This window comes from Planococcus beigongshangi (assembly GCF_016820495.1).
GTDB classification, from domain to species: Bacteria; Bacillota; Bacilli; order Bacillales_A; family Planococcaceae; genus Planococcus; species Planococcus beigongshangi.
Genome location: NZ_JADHDU010000005.1, coordinates 146,201 through 163,223 on the forward strand (window position 1 = coordinate 146,201; position 17,023 = coordinate 163,223).

At 46.0% G+C, this 17,023-nt stretch carries 14 protein-coding genes; 9 read left to right on the forward strand and 5 right to left on the reverse strand.

What is annotated here, in order from left to right; genetic code table 11:
• The first annotated feature begins 112 nt into the window (after positions 1-112).
• Complete coding sequence (locus tag IQ294_RS12610) at positions 113-643, forward strand: peptidylprolyl isomerase (protein WP_238942826.1); 531 nt, start codon at positions 113-115, stop codon at positions 641-643.
• A gap of 715 nt (positions 644-1,358) precedes the next feature.
• On the opposite strand, the gene IQ294_RS12615 is transcribed toward IQ294_RS12610, so the two are convergent.
• Positions 1,359-2,528, reverse strand: coding sequence for a MalY/PatB family protein (locus IQ294_RS12615; RefSeq protein WP_203334409.1), 1,170 nt, complete (start codon positions 2,526-2,528; stop codon positions 1,359-1,361).
• Between the two features lie 76 nt (positions 2,529-2,604).
• On the opposite strand from IQ294_RS12615, the gene IQ294_RS12620 reads away from it, so the two are divergent.
• Positions 2,605-2,865, forward strand: a complete 261-nt coding sequence (locus tag IQ294_RS12620; RefSeq protein ID WP_203334410.1) for a DUF1871 family protein — start codon at positions 2,605-2,607, stop codon at positions 2,863-2,865.
• 44 nt (positions 2,866-2,909) lie between these two features.
• On the opposite strand, the gene IQ294_RS12625 is transcribed toward IQ294_RS12620, so the two are convergent.
• Both IQ294_RS12625 and IQ294_RS12630 read right to left on the reverse strand, forming a co-directional pair.
• Positions 2,910-3,128, reverse strand: coding sequence for a helix-turn-helix domain-containing protein (locus IQ294_RS12625; RefSeq protein WP_203334411.1), 219 nt, complete (start codon positions 3,126-3,128; stop codon positions 2,910-2,912).
• A gap of 100 nt (positions 3,129-3,228) precedes the next feature.
• On the reverse strand, positions 3,229-4,563 hold the full coding sequence (locus tag IQ294_RS12630; protein WP_203334412.1) for a sodium-dependent transporter: 1,335 nt from the start codon (positions 4,561-4,563) through the stop codon (positions 3,229-3,231).
• 150 nt (positions 4,564-4,713) lie between these two features.
• Here IQ294_RS12630 and IQ294_RS12635 point away from each other — a divergent pair, with 150 nt between their 5' ends.
• Positions 4,714-7,335, forward strand: coding sequence for an RNA polymerase sigma factor (locus IQ294_RS12635; RefSeq protein ID WP_203334413.1), 2,622 nt, complete (start codon positions 4,714-4,716; stop codon positions 7,333-7,335).
• An 88-nt stretch (positions 7,336-7,423) separates the two neighbouring features.
• A complete protein-coding gene (gene yugI / locus IQ294_RS12640) occupies positions 7,424-7,798 on the forward strand; it encodes a S1 domain-containing post-transcriptional regulator GSP13 (RefSeq protein ID WP_112224402.1) in 375 nt (124 codons plus the stop codon).
• A 309-nt stretch (positions 7,799-8,107) separates the two neighbouring features.
• Here yugI and IQ294_RS12645 read toward each other — a convergent pair whose 3' ends face one another.
• Entirely contained in the window at positions 8,108-9,424 is a 1,317-nt protein-coding gene (locus IQ294_RS12645; protein WP_203334414.1) for a sigma 54-interacting transcriptional regulator, read from the reverse strand.
• Positions 9,425-9,565: 141 nt separating this feature from the next.
• Between IQ294_RS12645 and pruA the strand changes: the two genes are divergently transcribed.
• From pruA to IQ294_RS12665, 4 genes are all read left to right on the forward strand, one after another.
• Positions 9,566-11,110 (forward strand): L-glutamate gamma-semialdehyde dehydrogenase, encoded by a 1,545-nt coding sequence (pruA, locus tag IQ294_RS12650; RefSeq protein WP_203334415.1) that lies wholly within the window; start codon positions 9,566-9,568, stop codon positions 11,108-11,110.
• A gap of 76 nt (positions 11,111-11,186) precedes the next feature.
• Positions 11,187-12,380, forward strand: a complete 1,194-nt coding sequence (locus IQ294_RS12655; protein WP_203334416.1) for an ornithine--oxo-acid transaminase — start codon at positions 11,187-11,189, stop codon at positions 12,378-12,380.
• Positions 12,381-12,462: 82 nt separating this feature from the next.
• Positions 12,463-13,707, forward strand: a complete 1,245-nt coding sequence (locus IQ294_RS12660) for a Glu/Leu/Phe/Val family dehydrogenase (protein ID WP_203334417.1) — start codon at positions 12,463-12,465, stop codon at positions 13,705-13,707.
• A 114-nt stretch (positions 13,708-13,821) separates the two neighbouring features.
• Positions 13,822-14,985, forward strand: coding sequence for an iron-containing alcohol dehydrogenase (locus tag IQ294_RS12665; RefSeq protein ID WP_203334418.1), 1,164 nt, complete (start codon positions 13,822-13,824; stop codon positions 14,983-14,985).
• A gap of 35 nt (positions 14,986-15,020) precedes the next feature.
• Here the strand turns inward: IQ294_RS12665 and IQ294_RS12670 are convergent, their stop codons facing one another.
• Positions 15,021-15,758, reverse strand: coding sequence for an MgtC/SapB family protein (locus IQ294_RS12670; RefSeq protein WP_203334419.1), 738 nt, complete (start codon positions 15,756-15,758; stop codon positions 15,021-15,023).
• A gap of 94 nt (positions 15,759-15,852) precedes the next feature.
• On the opposite strand from IQ294_RS12670, the gene IQ294_RS12675 reads away from it, so the two are divergent.
• Positions 15,853-16,755, forward strand: coding sequence for a DMT family transporter (locus IQ294_RS12675; protein WP_203334420.1), 903 nt, complete (start codon positions 15,853-15,855; stop codon positions 16,753-16,755).
• The last annotated feature ends 268 nt before the right edge of the window (positions 16,756-17,023 follow it).

A 17,023-nucleotide genomic window follows, 5' to 3' on the forward strand; every position in this document is an offset into this window, starting at 1 on the left:
AATAACTGAACAGGATACACCGGCAGAGCAGGAAACGGCTACCGGCTCTGAAACAGCTGCCGATTTCCCGCAATTGTCGACGGAAGTGGCGGAAAATGAAGCACTGGTCGATATGAACACATCGATGGGGACGATCCAGATAAAATTGTTCCCGGAGCTTGCGCCTAAAACAGTGGAAAACTTCTTGACTCATGCAAAAGACGGCTATTACGACGGGGTTGTATTCCACCGTGTAATCCGGGATTTCATGATTCAGGGAGGAGATCCTGAAGGCACTGGCCGCGGCGGCGAAAGCATATACGGTGAAGCGTTCGAAGACGAATTCTCCGATCACCTCTATAATTTCCGCGGTGCGTTATCGATGGCCAACGCAGGTCCTGGAACAAATGGCAGCCAATTCTTCATCGTCCAATTGCCTGAACTTCCGCCTGAAGGGATGCCAGGGGAAGAGGTCCCCGAACAAGTCCGTGAAGAATATGCGGAAAATGGAGGGACTCCTTGGCTTGACGGCAAACATACCGTTTTCGGCCATGTAGTCGAAGGAATGGATATCGTCGATGCCATCGCTGAAGTCGAAGTAGGCGAGGCAGACCGCCCGGTGGAAGATGTAATCATCGAATCCATCGATATTATCCAGGAATAGAAATGAACAGGAAAAAGGAAGATCCGTGGCGGATCTTCCTTTTTCTTCTATTTAAATTGAAATGAAGAAAGGACAGTCATATTTAGCTTCGTCGCTTTGGACAGTACAAGGATTGTGCTCCACCGCTTCGCTCGTCGCAAAGCCGACGCCATCAACTTTTAATGCACCTTGGTTTCCACAATAAGCCGAGTGGATCACTCGTTTTATTGCTCCACTCGGTATTCGCCTGCTTACCACGGAGTATCGGCTATTGGCTACATAACTCAGTACTGCTTTTTATACAGAAAAAATTAAGTGATGTTTGCGTTGAAAGCAATTTTTTTATTTTCTAATAGAATCAGAATGGAGTAGCAGCTGGCGAAGGGCAAAGATGTGCTCCTGCATTGCTGCGCTGCTTCGTCGCAAAGACTTGCCCTCACTCCCTGCGGTCAAATCTTTTCTGGGTGATCAGCGGTAAATGGAGACCCCACACGGTGCGAAGCGCAGGAGGAGGCTCCATTCACCGCCNACTCCCTGCGGTCAAATCTTTTCTGGGTGATCAGCGGTAAATGGAGACCCCACACGGTGCGAAGCGCAGGAGGAGGCTCCATTCACCGCCACCCGAAAAGCGTCCAGCTGAAACGGAATGATTGAAGCAGATAATAGTTCACTAGAGCCTAAAAAGGAAGATCCATTGCGGATCTTCCTTTTTCTTCTATATAATTAATTGATTTTCTCATCCGAGCGCTTTGATGATCCGGGCTACGGCATCTTCCAGGAAGGGGCGCGGGCACGCAACGTTCATGCGCACAAAGCCATTGCCTGATTCGCCGTATTTCGTTCCCGGCTCCAAAGCGACTTTCCCGTCATGCAGCAATTTCTCCATCAATTCTTTCTCTTCAAGCCCAAGCCCGCGGCAATCGAGCCACATCAGATAAGTCGACTGTGGTTTATGAACTTTGATCGCCGGCAGTTCAGCACCCAGATTGTCGATGACATAATCCATATTGGACGAAAGGACATCCAATAACTCGTCGAGCCAGGCATCTCCTTCTTCATATGCCGCTTTTAAAGCGACCGGAGCAAACGCATTCATCATGCCCGTCCCGTGTGCAGCCGCATGGTTTTCAAGGCGCAGCCGTTTTTTCGGATCGCTGACGACCATCATGGATGCCTGGATGCCTGCCAGGTTAAAGGTTTTTGTCGGTGCGATGCAAGTGAAGATACGGTGTGCCTGTTTGCCTGCCAGTTTGGCCAGCGGTATATGCTTATGCGGTTTTAATACCAGATCGGAATGGATCTCATCCGAAATGATCAGCACATCATGCTTTTCAGCCAGCCGCAGTATTTCTTTCATTTCTTCTTCTTTCCATACTCTTCCTCCCGGGTTATGGGGATGGCAGAAGATAAAGAAAGTGGCTTTAGAGAATTTATCTTCCAGATCTGCAAAATCGAGCGTATAATCACCGTCGTTTTCGATCAATTCACTGAACAGGACTTTTCTTCCCTGGTTCTGGGGAATTGAAAAGAATGGCGGATAGACCGGTGGAGTGACGACGATTGCATCACCTGGATTGGTGAAGACCTGTAAAATTGCAGCCATTGCAGGTATGACACCGGATTGAAAAATGATTTCCTGTTCTTCGATGTGCCAGTCATTGCGTCTGGCTTGCCAGCCGGCTATCGCTTTTTTAACGTCTTCATCTATATACGTATAGCCCAGTATCGGGTGCTCCAGCCGCTTTTTCAAAGCTGCAGTAACAGGCGGAGGAGCAGGGAAATCCATGTCCGCTACCCAGAGCGGCAATACATCAGATGCATCTTCCAGCTCATAGAGCATCTCCATCAGATCCCATTTGACTGAGCGGGTTTTTCTTCGTTCATGAACCTCTTTGAATAAACTCAACACAATCTCCTCTTTTCTTTTTTGGTTTCTATGATATTATAGCCTTTAGCACAAGAGAATGTTAGGTGGAAAACTTATGGGAACCGGTGAAATGAATCGCCAAGCTGCATACATAATGGATGAATGGGATCCATTTTCTGTAGGCAGCGGCCATTATGAGATCGAAATCACAGGAGTATTGGCACAATTGGAGCTGCTGGACGATCCGAGCAGCCTGGCGAAACAGATTCAAAGAATCTACAAAAGCTCTTTCACGCAATGGATTCCACTGGAAAAATGTGTGGAAGTCTCATATAAATTATTGGCGTTGAAATTTGAAGCGAAATCCATCATATAAAAAAAGAGTTTCCGGTTTTTTCACCGGAAACTCTTTTTTGGTATTTATTGTCCTACTGTTTCCATTCCGTCCAGCAGATTGGATGCAGGAACTTCAAGTGCATTTGAAAGCTTCATGATCGTCTGCACAGAAGGGATTTCTTCTCCTGTTTCATATGCGTGCAACCGGGCTGCTCCTACTCTGGTTTTTAAAGCAAGATCATCCAATGAAAGATTGCGTTCTTCACGCAGAAACTTTAGTTGGGCGTGTAAATCTTTCCGCATATCCAACACTCCTTTGATAGATGGTAGTTTCTTCTAAATAAACCATACCATAAATCATGGCGCTGCGTTTATCCGAATTATGTCAGTTTTTGAACATTTATTAGAATACTTCGATGATCCCCTGGATGAAGACGATGATGATTGCAGCCGGTGCTACATAACGGAGCAGCACGCGCCAGATATCCACAAGCAATTTCTGTTCCGACATTTCGGCATGCGCATCTTTTTTCGTCAACACGTACCCGGCAAATAGCGAGATGAACAGGGCGCCCATCGGCAAGCCTATTTTGCTGGTCAGGATGTCGATGAAGTCAAAGAATGTATAGCCGAAGAAAATGGCATCCGAGAAGACTCCGTAAGACAGGGCACTTGGAATCCCGACGATGAAAATTGCCAGGCCGAGCAGCCAGGAAAGTCTGCCGCGGCGATTATATTTATCCTTCACTGCAATCGACACTGTAATTTCCAGCATGGAGATCGAAGAAGTCAATGTGGCAAACAGCAGCAGGATGAAAAACAGGATGATCAGGAACTGGCCCATGAACATCTCATTGAAAATCGCCGGCAGGATGATGAACACAAGCCCAGGTCCTTCATTCGGCAAATAATCAAGTGCGAAGACAGCAGGGAAGATGATCAGCCCCGCCATGATGGAAATGATGATATTCAGCGACACGACGCTTACTGCAGAACGGCCAAGGTTTTCAGTCTTCGGCAGATAGGATGCATAGGTGATCATCCCTGCTACACCGACACTAAGGGAAAAGAAGGCCTGGCCAAGCGCAGTAAGTGCCGTTTCGAATGTGAAGAAATCCCAGTCCGGCACGAACATGAACCGGACGCCTTCCATCGCACCGTCCAGAGTCAGTGAACGCACCATCAGGATGACAAAGAAAATCAGCAAGGCGGGCATCATGATTTTGCTGGCTCGTTCAATCCCTGACTTGATGCCGCCGTGTACGATCCAGACCGTCAGCAGCATAAATGCCGCCTGAGCAATCAGCACTTCAAGCGGATTTGCGATAATATCAGTGAACAGGTTATTGAATCCGGTGTCGCTGTAGCCGGAAAGCTGGAAGAAAATCGCCCTTACCAGATAGGACAGAATCCAGCCGCCGACTACACTATAGAATGACAGGATCAGAAATGAAAAGAAGAATCCTGACCAACCGATAAGGAACCAGGGTTTCCCCGGTGCCTGCCTCTTAAGGCCTGTGACCGCATCGGCCTGTCCGCGGCGTCCGATCACGAATTCCGCAAGCAGGATCGGCAAACCGATGAAAACAGTACTGATGATGAATAAAAGAATAAAGACACTGCCCCCATTTGCCCCTGTTTCATAAGGGAATTTCCATATTGCACCCAACCCGATGGCGCTTCCCGCCGCCGCCAGGATAAAGCCAAGCTTTGATGCCCATTGCTCACGTTTCTCCATTGTCCTCACTCCTGTTTTAAGTAGATTTTTTAATTCTACACGAGCAACTTGCAAAAAAATAGAGAAAGATGAAACTTCATTGATTTGGTAGCGTATAATAAACATATAAAGGAAGAGATTGAATATTTCAATTTTAAAGGGGATTTTGTAATGAGAGACGATGATTTATTGGATAAAGCGAGATCCGGAGACAGCCAAGCGCTGGGAGACTGGGTCCGCCAATATAAACCGACGATTTTCCGGCTTGCCTATCAGGCCGGCTTACCTATAGAACGATTCGGCAAATTCCAACATGAGACGCTGCTTGCGATCAGCAACAAACTGGAAGCGATCGATGACAGCAACGCTGAAAATACAGTGATGGCAGCAACGATCCGCGTTCTTCAAAATGATGAAGATGCACCAAGTGCTGAAGCTGAAGACGGCAGCATCAAATTCGAAGAAGACCGGGAAACACATAGGGCGTTGCAAAAGCTGGATTTCGGGGATAAACTTGCCGTCATCCTAAACAAGTTTCATGGCAAGCCCATCGCTGAAACCGCAGTCATTCTGAATAAACCGGAAGAACTCATCGAAACCGCCGTTGAAGATGCAATGATCTTGCTCCGTGGCGAGCTGGATTTGGCATCTCCGGCAGATGTGCAGGCACGCATGGATTTGTTGGGGAAATCCTATAATCGCATCACGGTCCCGGAAGAAGATGATTTATTAATAGAAGAAGTTCAAATGATTGCACCTGCTCCTGCAACAGAAAAGAGAGAAAAAACGCCCGTGAAACGGCGGACGATCACTGTCCTGGCAGGGGCAAGCCTGTTTCTTGCTGCGGTCGTCGGTACATCGTTCCTGTTCAACGAACAGCCGGAAAATGACCGGCAGTCAGCCGCTGAAGAAGAGGACCCGACAACGGTGACGAGAGGGATGGTCAAAAACTGGGAAGCGGAATATGAAGAAATCCGGGAATCGGCTCCTGAGCGGCTCGGCATTTCTTCAGACGTCTTCGAGCAGCTGGAATATGTCAAAAAAGCGGATGCCCTAAAGGAGCGTACGTTCAGCCGCCAGAACACCAAACAATTGCGGGACGATCCGGAACGGATGCAGGAGCAGGTCGATATCCTGATGCTGAATATCGAGACGCCGAAAGGCATGCTTGATGCGGTAAAAGGAGAAGACACGCTGCTTTCTGCAGAAGTGGGTAGATTCCTTTTGATCTATACGGATAAAACGGATCAGTTGATGACCATCGCTGATTCGCTGCTCGAAGAATATAAAGATGAGTTGCCAGCAGCGGATATGAATGACCCAGCAGCTTATGAGAAGCTGATGTACAGCCGGGAAAATCAACCGGAAGCTATTGAGAACCTGACAGCTTCTCTCAGGGAAATGACGCTGGAGTATTCAGTGCACCCAAATGAAAACCGTTTTCGGGTGATACGGGACATCAATCCTTTTTATGCAGTTCATCCGTTCAATTCCGACTTCCAATCAAGTTATTACCTGGAAATTCTTCGGACTGCCCCTTATTACGATGAAACCGGCCTGCTTTGGCCGGTCGAGCAACTGGGCTATTCCATCATGACAATGGCTTCGTTCCTGATTGAACCAACAGCTGATCCGGCGTTGCAAAGTATAGTGGAACCTGAGCTGGCAAATGTTTTCTTTGCGATGGTGAAAGGCGGAACGGATTTTGAAATCTTTGACAGCAATGGTGCCGTCAATCAGGAGCATCGGATGGTTTGGGAAAGCATGCTGCAGCTGGACATCAATCCGCTCACATATGTCATGCTGCCTATTTTGGAAGAGTTTGAGGAAAGTGGCTGGACAGAGTCCGCCCATTTCGATAAATTGGCTTTGCCTACGATTTTGGATGCCGTCGAAATGGAGAAGAACGGGGAACTTGCTGCAAAATTGCCGAATGCTGACGTACAAGTCAGTAATGATGTATTTATAGTGGAAGATTATGATTACAGTGATGTTCAACCTCTTTATGAAGAATTTTCCAAAGGATACGATGAAGCGGTCCTGTCAGGGATCAAGCCGCTGGATATCATAAAGCTTTATTATTATGCCAACCGGATCGAAGACGGTGAAATGATGTGGCATCTCACTGCAGATGATCGGATGCGTCCTTCCCTGGAAGATTACCTGATGAACTGGGAAAAACGTCCAGATCTTACCGAGGAATATCGTGTATTGGAAGTTTATGCAGGGAACTTCCAGCGCCAAGGCAGAAAAGTTCTGACGATGGTGATGGGCACTAAACTGGGTGAAATGGATAATTACTATAACACCCAACCCTTCATGATGATCACCGAACGGGACCAGATATGGAAAATCCAGCATAACATCGACGAACTCCATACCAGCACAGATGATTTTGCCGAGTACGACCAGAACGTAAAAAATCTATACAATGAATTCACGCAGACAGGTGAATTGGATTCATTGCAGTCTGCATCTCCAGCTGAAACAGCTGGTATCTTCCTGCTGGCCCTGGAAAAAGAAGATGTCCATACGATGCGGTCGCTGGTCAACGAGGACGGTGCCCCGACAGATGATGAGGAATTTAAAAACAATTGGATGTCCGGACAGTTTCCTGTTTATTCGCAGATGGAAGGGATATCCTTCAGAGCGGATACGTATAACCTTGCTATGCTAGGGCTGACAGGCAGTGTGGATATTTTCAAAAATGTCGAAACGATGGAACAAAGCCATTACCTGCCAATGGAAAAAGTAGGGGAAACCTGGAGGATAGGCAATATGTTCGGCTATTAATTTTACGTATCCCGCTAATCTGTGCTATAATATACAGATGCCAATAGGTGTATAGGATAATATAGATAAGACTAGGAGCGGGTAGAACATGACAAAAACATATCAAACAGGCGACACAGTATCAGGTAAAGTAACAGGAATCCAGCCGTACGGAGCTTTCGTAGCACTTGATGAGCAGACTCAAGGCTTGGTCCACATCTCAGAAATCACTCACGGTTACGTGAAAGAAGTCAGCGAATATTTGTCAGTTGGACAGGAAGTTGACGTTAAAGTTTTGGAAGTTGATGAAAAATCTAAAAAAATCAGCCTTTCAATCCGTGCGTTGCAGGAGCAGCCACCAGCAGCTCAGCGCACTGAAAAACCGAAACAATCTCTTCAGTCACATGTAAATGAAAATGATTCTGAAGGATTCAACTCACTGAAAGACAAAATGCAAGAGTGGATCAAGCGTTCAGGCCAGTAAGTAAGAAAAGCGACAACGGCCGTTCAGCTCCGACAGGCTTAAGATGAACTTCCGAAGCGGCGTCTTTTCGGCCGCGCAGGAAGGGCAGCTTAAGTCCGAGGAGTTGGCCAGTTGGAGTCTGGACACTAGAAAAGCGACGGCACCCGTCAAGCTCTGAAAGGCATAAGACAAAATAACGTAGCGGTCCTGACCGCGCAGTTAGGCTGGCTTATGACCCGAAGAGCTGGGTCGCCGGAGTCTGGACAATAGAAAAGCGCCAACGCCGATCAGGCTCTGGAGCTGCTGAAACCAAAAAATGAAGCACAGACATCACGTCTGTGCTTCATTTTTTTTTATTTTCCGTAATCGGTACTGCAGATTCTGCCGGCTCATGCCGAGCGCAGCAGCCGCTTTCGTTACATTGCCGTTATGCAGATCCATCGCTTTTTGCAGATAATAAATCTCAGCTTCGAAAAGATATTCTTCCAGTGGCAGCATCCCTTTATTGGAATGAACGATAAAATCTTCCGGCTTAACGGTGCCCGCTTTTTCTGTCTTCAACTTAAAATGATACGGCAAAAGATCAACGCCGATCGTTTCTTCGGTCGTCAGCATGGAAGTGATTTCATCCAGGAGCAGTTCGAGCTCTTTCAGATTGCCTGGCCAGTCATAAGTGAGCAGCATATTTTCAACTACATCATCCATCCATTTTACCATGGAGCCGAATTTCATCCGGTGTCTTGAAAAGTAATCTTCGATAAACGGCTTGATATCTTCTTTCCTTCTTCTGATCGGCTGAATCGGGATCGCCATGGCAGAGAAGAAGTAATAGAGTTCCTTCATGAGCTTATTCTCCGAAATCAGCTCCACCGGATCTTCACCGACACTTGCGATGAAATAGATATCGCTTCCCGAATGTTCCTCGACCATTTCCAGCAATTTCGACTGCAGGGGCATCGACAGCATATCAATCCGTTCACAATAGACAGTGCCGACGGATTTTCCTCTCAGTTCTTCCGATAATTGGGTGATCGCTTCACTCGTGGTGCTGTGTGAAAAAAGAACGGACATTTCTTCCGAAGCATTATTTTGCGCACGGTGAATGGCTTCTGCAATCAGTTCTTTACCGGTGCCGGACTCTCCGACAAGCAAAACCGGCAGCTTTGCCAATGCCGCTTTTTCAGCAGTCGCAATCACTTTCTTCATGCTCGGGGAAACGGCAGTGATGCTTGAGAAGGTGATAGGTTCATCGTATTTTTTCAGCGGCTGGTAAACAGCTTTCTCCAGCGTCGTAACATCACGCGCCAGTTCGATGGCGCCGATCAGCTGGCCGCCTTCGTAAACGGGGTAAGTATCATTGATTGTCGTGATTTCCTGGCCTTTATGGTTCCAGTAAGTCTGTTTCGCATTCAGCACAGGAGACCCATGCTGTAAAACTTTCAGCAAAGTGCTTTCTTCCTGGCCGAACCGGAACATCTCAAGCAATGAACGATCCACCAATTCCTCGAAGTCAAAGCCTTCGATAGCTTTCATTTTTTTATTGTATAAAATGGTTTTCCCTTTGAGATCGACAGCGTGCAGACCTACTGCCGCATGCTCTGAAGCGAATTTATAGAAGGGGGTCAGATCCAACTCCGTCTGCTTCACATTAGTCACCTCTAAAATTATTTGATATTTTAAACGAAAACACTTGAATTATGCAGAGATCTTTTGCATTATTATAGATGGAAACGCTTTAAAAGTGCAAATTTTTTTTGCGCTATAACAGATATCAAGGAGGATTTATCTATGATTCCCTACAAACATGAACCATTTACAGATTTCTCGATCGACAAAAACCGCAACGATTACTTGGAAGGCCTGAAAACCGTCGAGGCATACCTTGGCGAGGACTACCCATTGATCATTGGCGGAGAGCGAGTTACGACTGAAGATAAAATCGTTTCATTCAACCCGGCCAATAAAGAAGAACTGATCGGCCGCGTTTCAAAATCCAATAAAGAATTGGCTGAAAAAGCGATGCAAAGCGCTGATGAAGCTTTTAAGACATGGAAAAAAGTAAAACCTGAAGTTCGCGCAGATGTATTATTCAAAGCTGCTGCGATCATTCGCCGCCGCAAGCATGAATTTTCGGCATTGCTGACGAAAGAAGCGGGCAAGCCGTGGAATGAAGCGGATGCAGACACAGCTGAAGCAATTGATTTCCTGGAATATTACGGACGCCAGATGATCAAGATGAAAGACGGCATGCCGATGGAAAGCCGTCCAGGCGAATACAACCGCTATGATTACATCCCGTTGGGTGTAGGCGTGGTCATTTCACCTTGGAACTTTGCATTCGCGATCATGGCAGGCACGACTGTTGCTGCGATGGTGGCAGGGAACACGGTCCTGTTGAAACCGGCTTCAACTACTCCGGTAGTGGCTTATAAATTCATCGAAGTGCTTGAAGAAGCGGGCATGCCGGCTGGCGTAGTCAATTACATTCCAGGACCAGGTTCTGAAGTGGGCGACTACCTCGTGGATCACCCGAATACACGCTTCATTTCATTCACAGGTTCTAAGGAAGTCGGACTTCGCATTGCAGAACGTTCTGCCAAAGTGAATGAAGGCCAGATCTGGATGAAGCGCCTGATTGCTGAAATGGGCGGCAAGAACACAATGGTCGTTGATAAAGAAGGGGATCTTGAACTGGCAGCACAATCGATCGTCAAATCGGCATTCGGCTTCAGTGGACAGAAATGTTCTGCAGGATCCCGTGCGGTTATCGTAGAAGACGTTTATGACGAAGTACTTGAGCGCGTAATCGAATTGACGAAAGAATTGACGATCGGTGACCCGACTGAGCAGAACAATTACATGGGGCCGGTCATCGACGGCAACTCTTATCAGAAAATCATGGATTACATCGAAATCGGCAAAGGCGAAGGCCGTCTGGTAGCCGGTGGAGACGGCGACGATTCGAAAGGTTTCTTCGTGAACCCGACTGTATTCGCTGACCTTGATCCGAAAGCTCGCATCATGCAGGAAGAAATCTTCGGGCCGGTTGTCGGCTTGATGAAAGCGAAAGACTTCAAAGAAGCGATCGCGATTGCGAACAATACAGAATACGGTTTGACTGGCGGAGTCATCACGAACAACCGTGAGCACCTTGAATACGCTCGTAAAGAATTCCACGTAGGAAACCTTTACTTCAACCGCGGATGCACAGGCGCAATCGTAGGTTATCAGTCATTCGGCGGATTCAATATGTCCGGTACCGACTCAAAAGCGGGCGGACCGGATTACATCGCTCTTCATATGCAAGCAAAAACAACATCTGAAATGTTTTAATCAGCATTAAAGGATCCACATATCACAAAAAAAGGCGGACTGCATGGTCTGCCTTTTTTTAAAAGGAGGAAGTCAAATGACAAAAACTCAGGAAATCATCCAGCAAACGGAAAAATACGGTGCACCGAACTATCATCCGCTGCCGATTGTCATCTCTGAAGCGGAAGGTGTTTGGGTAAAAGATCCGGAAGGCAATAAATTCATGGATATGCTGTCAGCGTATTCAGCTGTCAACCAGGGCCACAGACATCCGAAGATCATCCAGGCGCTGAAAGACCAGGCGGACCGGGTGACACTTACATCACGTGCATTCCATAATGATCAGCTTGCCCCGTGGTATGAAATGATCTGTGAAATTTCAGGTAAAGAGATGGCTCTGCCGATGAACACCGGAGCAGAAGCGGTCGAAACAGCCATTAAAGCCGCACGCCGCTGGGCATATGATGTAAAAGGCGTTGAAGAAAATAAAGCGGAAATCATCGCCTGTGAAGGGAACTTCCATGGCCGTACGATGACAGCTGTTTCATTGTCATCAGATCCGGATTACCGCAAAGGTTTCGGACCGATGCTCCCGGGCATCAACATTGTTCCTTTCGGTGATTTGGAAGCATTGAAAAATGCGATTACACCTAATACAGCCGCATTTCTCATTGAACCGATCCAAGGTGAAGCAGGGATCATCATTCCACCTGAAGGGTTCCTGAAAGCGGCAAGAGAACTTTGCCGTGAAAATAACGTCCTGTTTATTGCAGACGAAATTCAGGCCGGTCTTGGCCGTACAGGTAAAATGTTTGCATGTGAATGGGAAGATGTCGATCCGGACATGTATATTCTTGGAAAAGCGCTTGGAGGCGGGGTATTCCCGATTTCGTGTGTGGTGGCAGACAGTGAAGTTCTTGGCGTTTTCAATCCAGGATCACATGGTTCGACATTCGGCGGAAATCCGCTTGCGTGTGCCGTATCCCTTGCTTCGATGAAAGTCCTGCAGGAGGAGAAATTGGCAGACCGTTCTCAGGAACTGGGAGAGTATTTCATGTCCCGTCTGAGAGGAATCTCACATCCTTCCATTAAAGAAGTTCGCGGTCGCGGACTATTCATCGGAATGGAATTGACTGAAGCTGCCCGACCGTATTGTGAAGAATTGAAGGAACTTGGTTTATTGTGCAAAGAGACGCATGATACAGTCATTCGTTTTGCCCCTCCGCTTATTATTGCCAAAGAGGATCTTGACTGGGCTCTGGAGCGGATCCGGAAAGTATTCGCTAAATAATATCTGTCTGGCAAAGCAACTCGGAATTGTGTTACACTGTATGCGGAGTAATTACTAAAATACAAAGAGGCGAACTGATAAAATGGCTGAAAACTTGAACTTGTTGACGTCAACGCAGGAAGTTATTAAAACTGCTTTGGAGAAACTTGGATACGAAGAATCGATGTACGAACTACTGAAAGAACCTATGCGAATGATGGAAGTCCGTATTCCGGTTCGTATGGATGATGGGGTTACAAAGGTGTTTACTGGATTTCGTGCACAGCATAACGACGCCGTAGGACCGACTAAGGGTGGCGTCCGTTTCCACCCGGATGTCAACCGCGATGAAGTTATTGCACTTTCAATGTGGATGACGCTGAAATGCGGGATTGTCGATCTTCCATATGGTGGCGGTAAAGGCGGGATCATCTGTGACCCGCGTGAAATGTCGATGCACGAAATTGAAAAGTTGAGCCGCGGCTATGTCCGTGCCATCAGTCAGATAGTTGGACCGAACAAAGATATTCCAGCTCCGGACGTCTTTACGAATTCTCAGATCATGGCCTGGATGTTCGATGAATACAGCAAAATCGATGAGTTCAATTCACCTGGTTTCATTACAGGGAAACCGATTGTGCTCGGAGGTTCACAAGGCCGCGATAAAGCGACTGCCCAGGGTGTAACAATCGTTATCAATGAAGCAGCCAAAAAACGCGGACTTGATATGCAGGGTGCCCGTGTTGTCATTCAAGGATTCGGTAATGCCGGAAGTTTCCTTGCCAAATTCCTTCATGATGCTGGCGCAAAAGTAGTCGGGATTTCTGATGCATACGGAGCGTTGCACGATCCAAACGGTTTGGATATCGATTATCTTCTTGACCGCCGTGACAGTTTCGGTACAGTTACGAATCTTTTCGACAACACAATCACCAACAAAGAGCTTTTCGAACTGGATTGCGATATTATCGTTCCAGCTGCCATCTCAAACCAGATTACAGCTGAAAACGCCCCTAATATCAAGGCCTCGATCGTAGTCGAAGCTGCTAATGGACCAACTACAGCTGAAGCTACGAAAATTCTGACTGAACGTGGAATCCTATTGGTGCCTGATGTTCTTGCCAGTGCCGGTGGAGTTACTGTTTCCTATTTTGAATGGGTACAGAACAACCAGGGCTATTACTGGACTCAGGAAGAAGTCGATGAAAAACTTAACAAAAAATTAGTTGATGCATTTGAAAATATCTATAATGTTGCCTCAACGCGCAATATCGATATGCGCCTTGCCGCTTATATGGTAGGTGCCCGCAGAACTGCTGAAGCCGCTCGCTTCCGCGGTTGGGTATAATTCAACCTTTAAACCGTCCGGATTCCAATTTCCGGGCGGTTTTTCTGATTCAAATTTTTGCAATTAAAAAAAGAAAACTCCATAATAGTTGAAGAAGAGGAGGCTGATCTATTAATGAATAAATTCGCATTTTACAATCCGGTTAAATTGATTTTCGGAAAGGGCCAAATAGAAGCCATTAAAACAGAACTTCCTAAATACGGTAAAAAGGTTCTTGTTGTATACGGTGGGGGAAGCATTAAGAGAAATGGCCTTTACGATGAAGTGATGGAGACATTGTCACAAGCGGGACTTGAAGTATTCGAACTTGCAGGTGTAGAACCCAACCCGCGCTTATCCACAGCTAAAAAAGGGATTGAAATCTGCAAAAAAGAAAATATCGATGTTTTGCTGGCAGTTGGCGGAGGATCTGTAATTGACTGTACTAAACTCATTGCATCCGGTGCTAAGTATGATGGTGATGCTTGGGATTTCGTTTCCCGTAAAGCGCAGCCGACAGAAGCGCTGCCGTTCGGAACTGTTTTGACGCTGGCTGCAACCGGGTCAGAAATGAATGCCGGCTCTGTCATCACGAATGAAGAGACGCAGGAGAAATTCGGTTGGGGGAGCCCATTGTCATTTCCAAAGTTCTCGATTTTGGATGCTACATATACAATGACAGTGCCGGAAGATCAAACGGTTTACGGGATTGTCGATATGATGTCCCATATGTTCGAACAATATTTCCATAATGCGACCAATACACCGGTTCAAGATCAGATGATCGAAGGTGTTCTGCGCGCAGTGATCGAAACGGCACCGAAGCTGATGGAAGACCTGCAAAGCTATGAGCATAGGGAAACGATTTTATTCGCAGGGACTATGGGGCTGAACAACTTCCTGCAGATGGGTTACAACGGAGACTGGGCGACTCATAATATCGAGCATGCTGTTTCCGCGGTCTATGATATTCCGCATGCCGGTGGTCTTGCGATCCTGTTCCCGCATTGGATGCGCCATAATGTGAAAGTGAATCCCGCACGTTTTGCTCAGATGGCGGCCCGTGTTTTCGGAGTCGACTCCGAAGGCAAGTCTGACGAAGAGGTTGCATTGGAAGGGATCGATCGTCTTTCGGCATTCTGGACCTCTTTGGGTGCACCGTCCCGTCTTGAAGATTACAAGATTGACGACGCCAATTTTGATTCGATCATCGAGAAGACTTTGGTGTACGGAGAGTTCGGTAATTTCAATAAACTGAACGGGCAGGACGTCCGTGAAATACTTCAAGCTTCAAAATAATAAAACTGCCTGAGCTCACGCAGCTCAGGCAGTTTTCAATTTGTGATATTAATATCAACCTGTTCGACATTTTTTATGGAGTAGATTTCCTGATACAGATCCAATATATCTTTTTCCTGAAGATAAGATACTTTGATATCAAGCTCATGATATACATCCTGATCGCTGGATTCACTTTTTGGATGTGTTATGGAAAGATTTTCGACAGTGAATCCCGTTTTCTTTAACTCGAGCATCACTGGCTTGATGGATTCCCGGTCAATAATATAAATCTTCAAGTCGGCTTCATCCTGGCGAAGGCGAGAAGGGCCGATCTTAGTCATAAGTGGCGGCAATAATTCTATGGACAATAGAACGATAAGTACTGCCAGTGCGGCCTCAAGATAAAAGCCGGCTGCAACAGCAATGCCGATTCCGCCAGCACCCCAGATCATCGCAGCTGTGGTTAATCCCGAAATGGAATCATTGCCTCTCTTCAGAATAACGCCGGCGCCAAGAAAACCGATGCCGGAAACAATTTGAGCCGCTAAACGCAAAGGATCCATTGTTATATTTACATTTTCGTAGGAGCTTCCTTGTGCAATGTATGCCGACTCTATCGAAATGATTGTTAGCAGGCAGCTGAATGTAGAGATGACGACACTTGTTTTCAATCCTACCGGTTTTCGTTTTAATTCCCTTTCCAACCCGATCACTAAACTGAGTGCCGCTGCAATCAAAAGCTTTAAGAATGTTTCCACTGAAGAAATCTGCAGTGCACTGAAGAATTCCATACTAATTCCCCCAATCCATATTTCTGGTTGCTTCTATTAAGATGAAATGGCAAACTAAACAGTAATGCATAATACATATAAATGAGGTGCCATCTTGGAGAAACCAGCTATCCATCCATACATTCCAATTATAATCGGGGTTATCTCTGTGGCCATGTCTGCAATCTTCGTTAAAATGACTACAGCAGATTCAGGTGTAACCGCTTTTTACAGAATGCTGTTTTCCATATTGATCATGAGTCCGGTGTTCTTACTGAAATATACCCATGAATTGAAGAAGTTAAGCAAACGCGACTGGACGTTTACAGCCATAGCAGGTTTTTTCTTAGCATTTCATTTTATTTTATGGTTTGAATCATTAAATTATACATCAGTGGCCAGTTCAACTGTCTTGGTCACCTTGCAGCCATTATTTGCATTCGCGGGTACTTATTTCTTTTTCAAAGAGAAATTATCTTTAAAAACAGTTGTTTCAGCTTTAATTGCGATCACAGGCAGTATTGTAATTGCTTATGGTGATTTCAAAATAAGTGGCCAAGCATTGTTCGGTGATATTTTAGCTTTGATAGCATGTGCGTTGATCACGGCGTATCTTCTATTCGGCCAAGACGTTCGTAAACGCTTATCTCTTATGACTTATACATTTGTAGTATATAGTGTGAGTACAATAACATTATTCTTCTATATAATTATCAAGGGCGAATCTTTTGGTCCTTATACTGCTCAGGAATGGATGTGGTTTTTGCTTCTGGCACTCATTCCGAACTTATTTGGCCACACATTATTTAATTGGGCATTGAAGTGGGTGAGTACGAATGTAATTTCCATAGCCATCCTATTTGAACCTGTAGGAGCGGCGATATTGGCTTTCTATATACTCGGAGAGCACTTGGAGATCAGCCAGATCGTCGGTGGAAGCATTGTGATTATAGGGCTTCTATTCTTTATAATTGATTATAAAAAAATAAAGAAAATGTTTTTTAAGAGTTTTGCTTGATTTTTTTTGGGATACGGTTTATATTAATACATGTCCTTAAGACGCAACGAAAAAATATTTTGAAATAGTATTGACTTCGAAACGTAAACAGGATATATTAATAAAGTCGCCAATGAGCGCGGCAATTAATTTTAAACTGAACCTTGAAAACTGAACAGCAAAACGTCAATGAATTTGTTTGGAGCGCCTTGGCGCGACAAACAAATTTGCGAGGGTCGCCTATGGGCGATCGGAGCAAAAGATTACTGATCAGCTCATGCAGATCAAA

Coding starts and splice junctions, on each gene's coding strand:
- IQ294_RS12655 (WP_203334416.1), top strand. CDS start 11,187: ATGACAAAAACTCAGGAAATCATCCAGCAAACGGAAAAATACGGTGCA.
- yugI (WP_112224402.1), top strand. CDS start 7,424: ATGACAAAAACATATCAAACAGGCGACACAGTATCAGGTAAAGTAACA.
- pruA (WP_203334415.1), top strand. CDS start 9,566: ATGATTCCCTACAAACATGAACCATTTACAGATTTCTCGATCGACAAA.
- IQ294_RS12620 (WP_203334410.1), top strand. CDS start 2,605: ATGGGAACCGGTGAAATGAATCGCCAAGCTGCATACATAATGGATGAA.
- IQ294_RS12635 (WP_203334413.1), top strand. CDS start 4,714: ATGAGAGACGATGATTTATTGGATAAAGCGAGATCCGGAGACAGCCAA.
- IQ294_RS12665 (WP_203334418.1), top strand. CDS start 13,822: ATGAATAAATTCGCATTTTACAATCCGGTTAAATTGATTTTCGGAAAG.
- IQ294_RS12670 (WP_203334419.1), bottom strand. CDS start 15,758: ATGGAATTCTTCAGTGCACTGCAGATTTCTTCAGTGGAAACATTCTTA.
- IQ294_RS12660 (WP_203334417.1), top strand. CDS start 12,463: ATGGCTGAAAACTTGAACTTGTTGACGTCAACGCAGGAAGTTATTAAA.
- IQ294_RS12630 (WP_203334412.1), bottom strand. CDS start 4,563: ATGGAGAAACGTGAGCAATGGGCATCAAAGCTTGGCTTTATCCTGGCG.
- IQ294_RS12610 (WP_238942826.1), top strand. CDS start 113: ATGAACACATCGATGGGGACGATCCAGATAAAATTGTTCCCGGAGCTT.
- IQ294_RS12625 (WP_203334411.1), bottom strand. CDS start 3,128: ATGCGGAAAGATTTACACGCCCAACTAAAGTTTCTGCGTGAAGAACGC.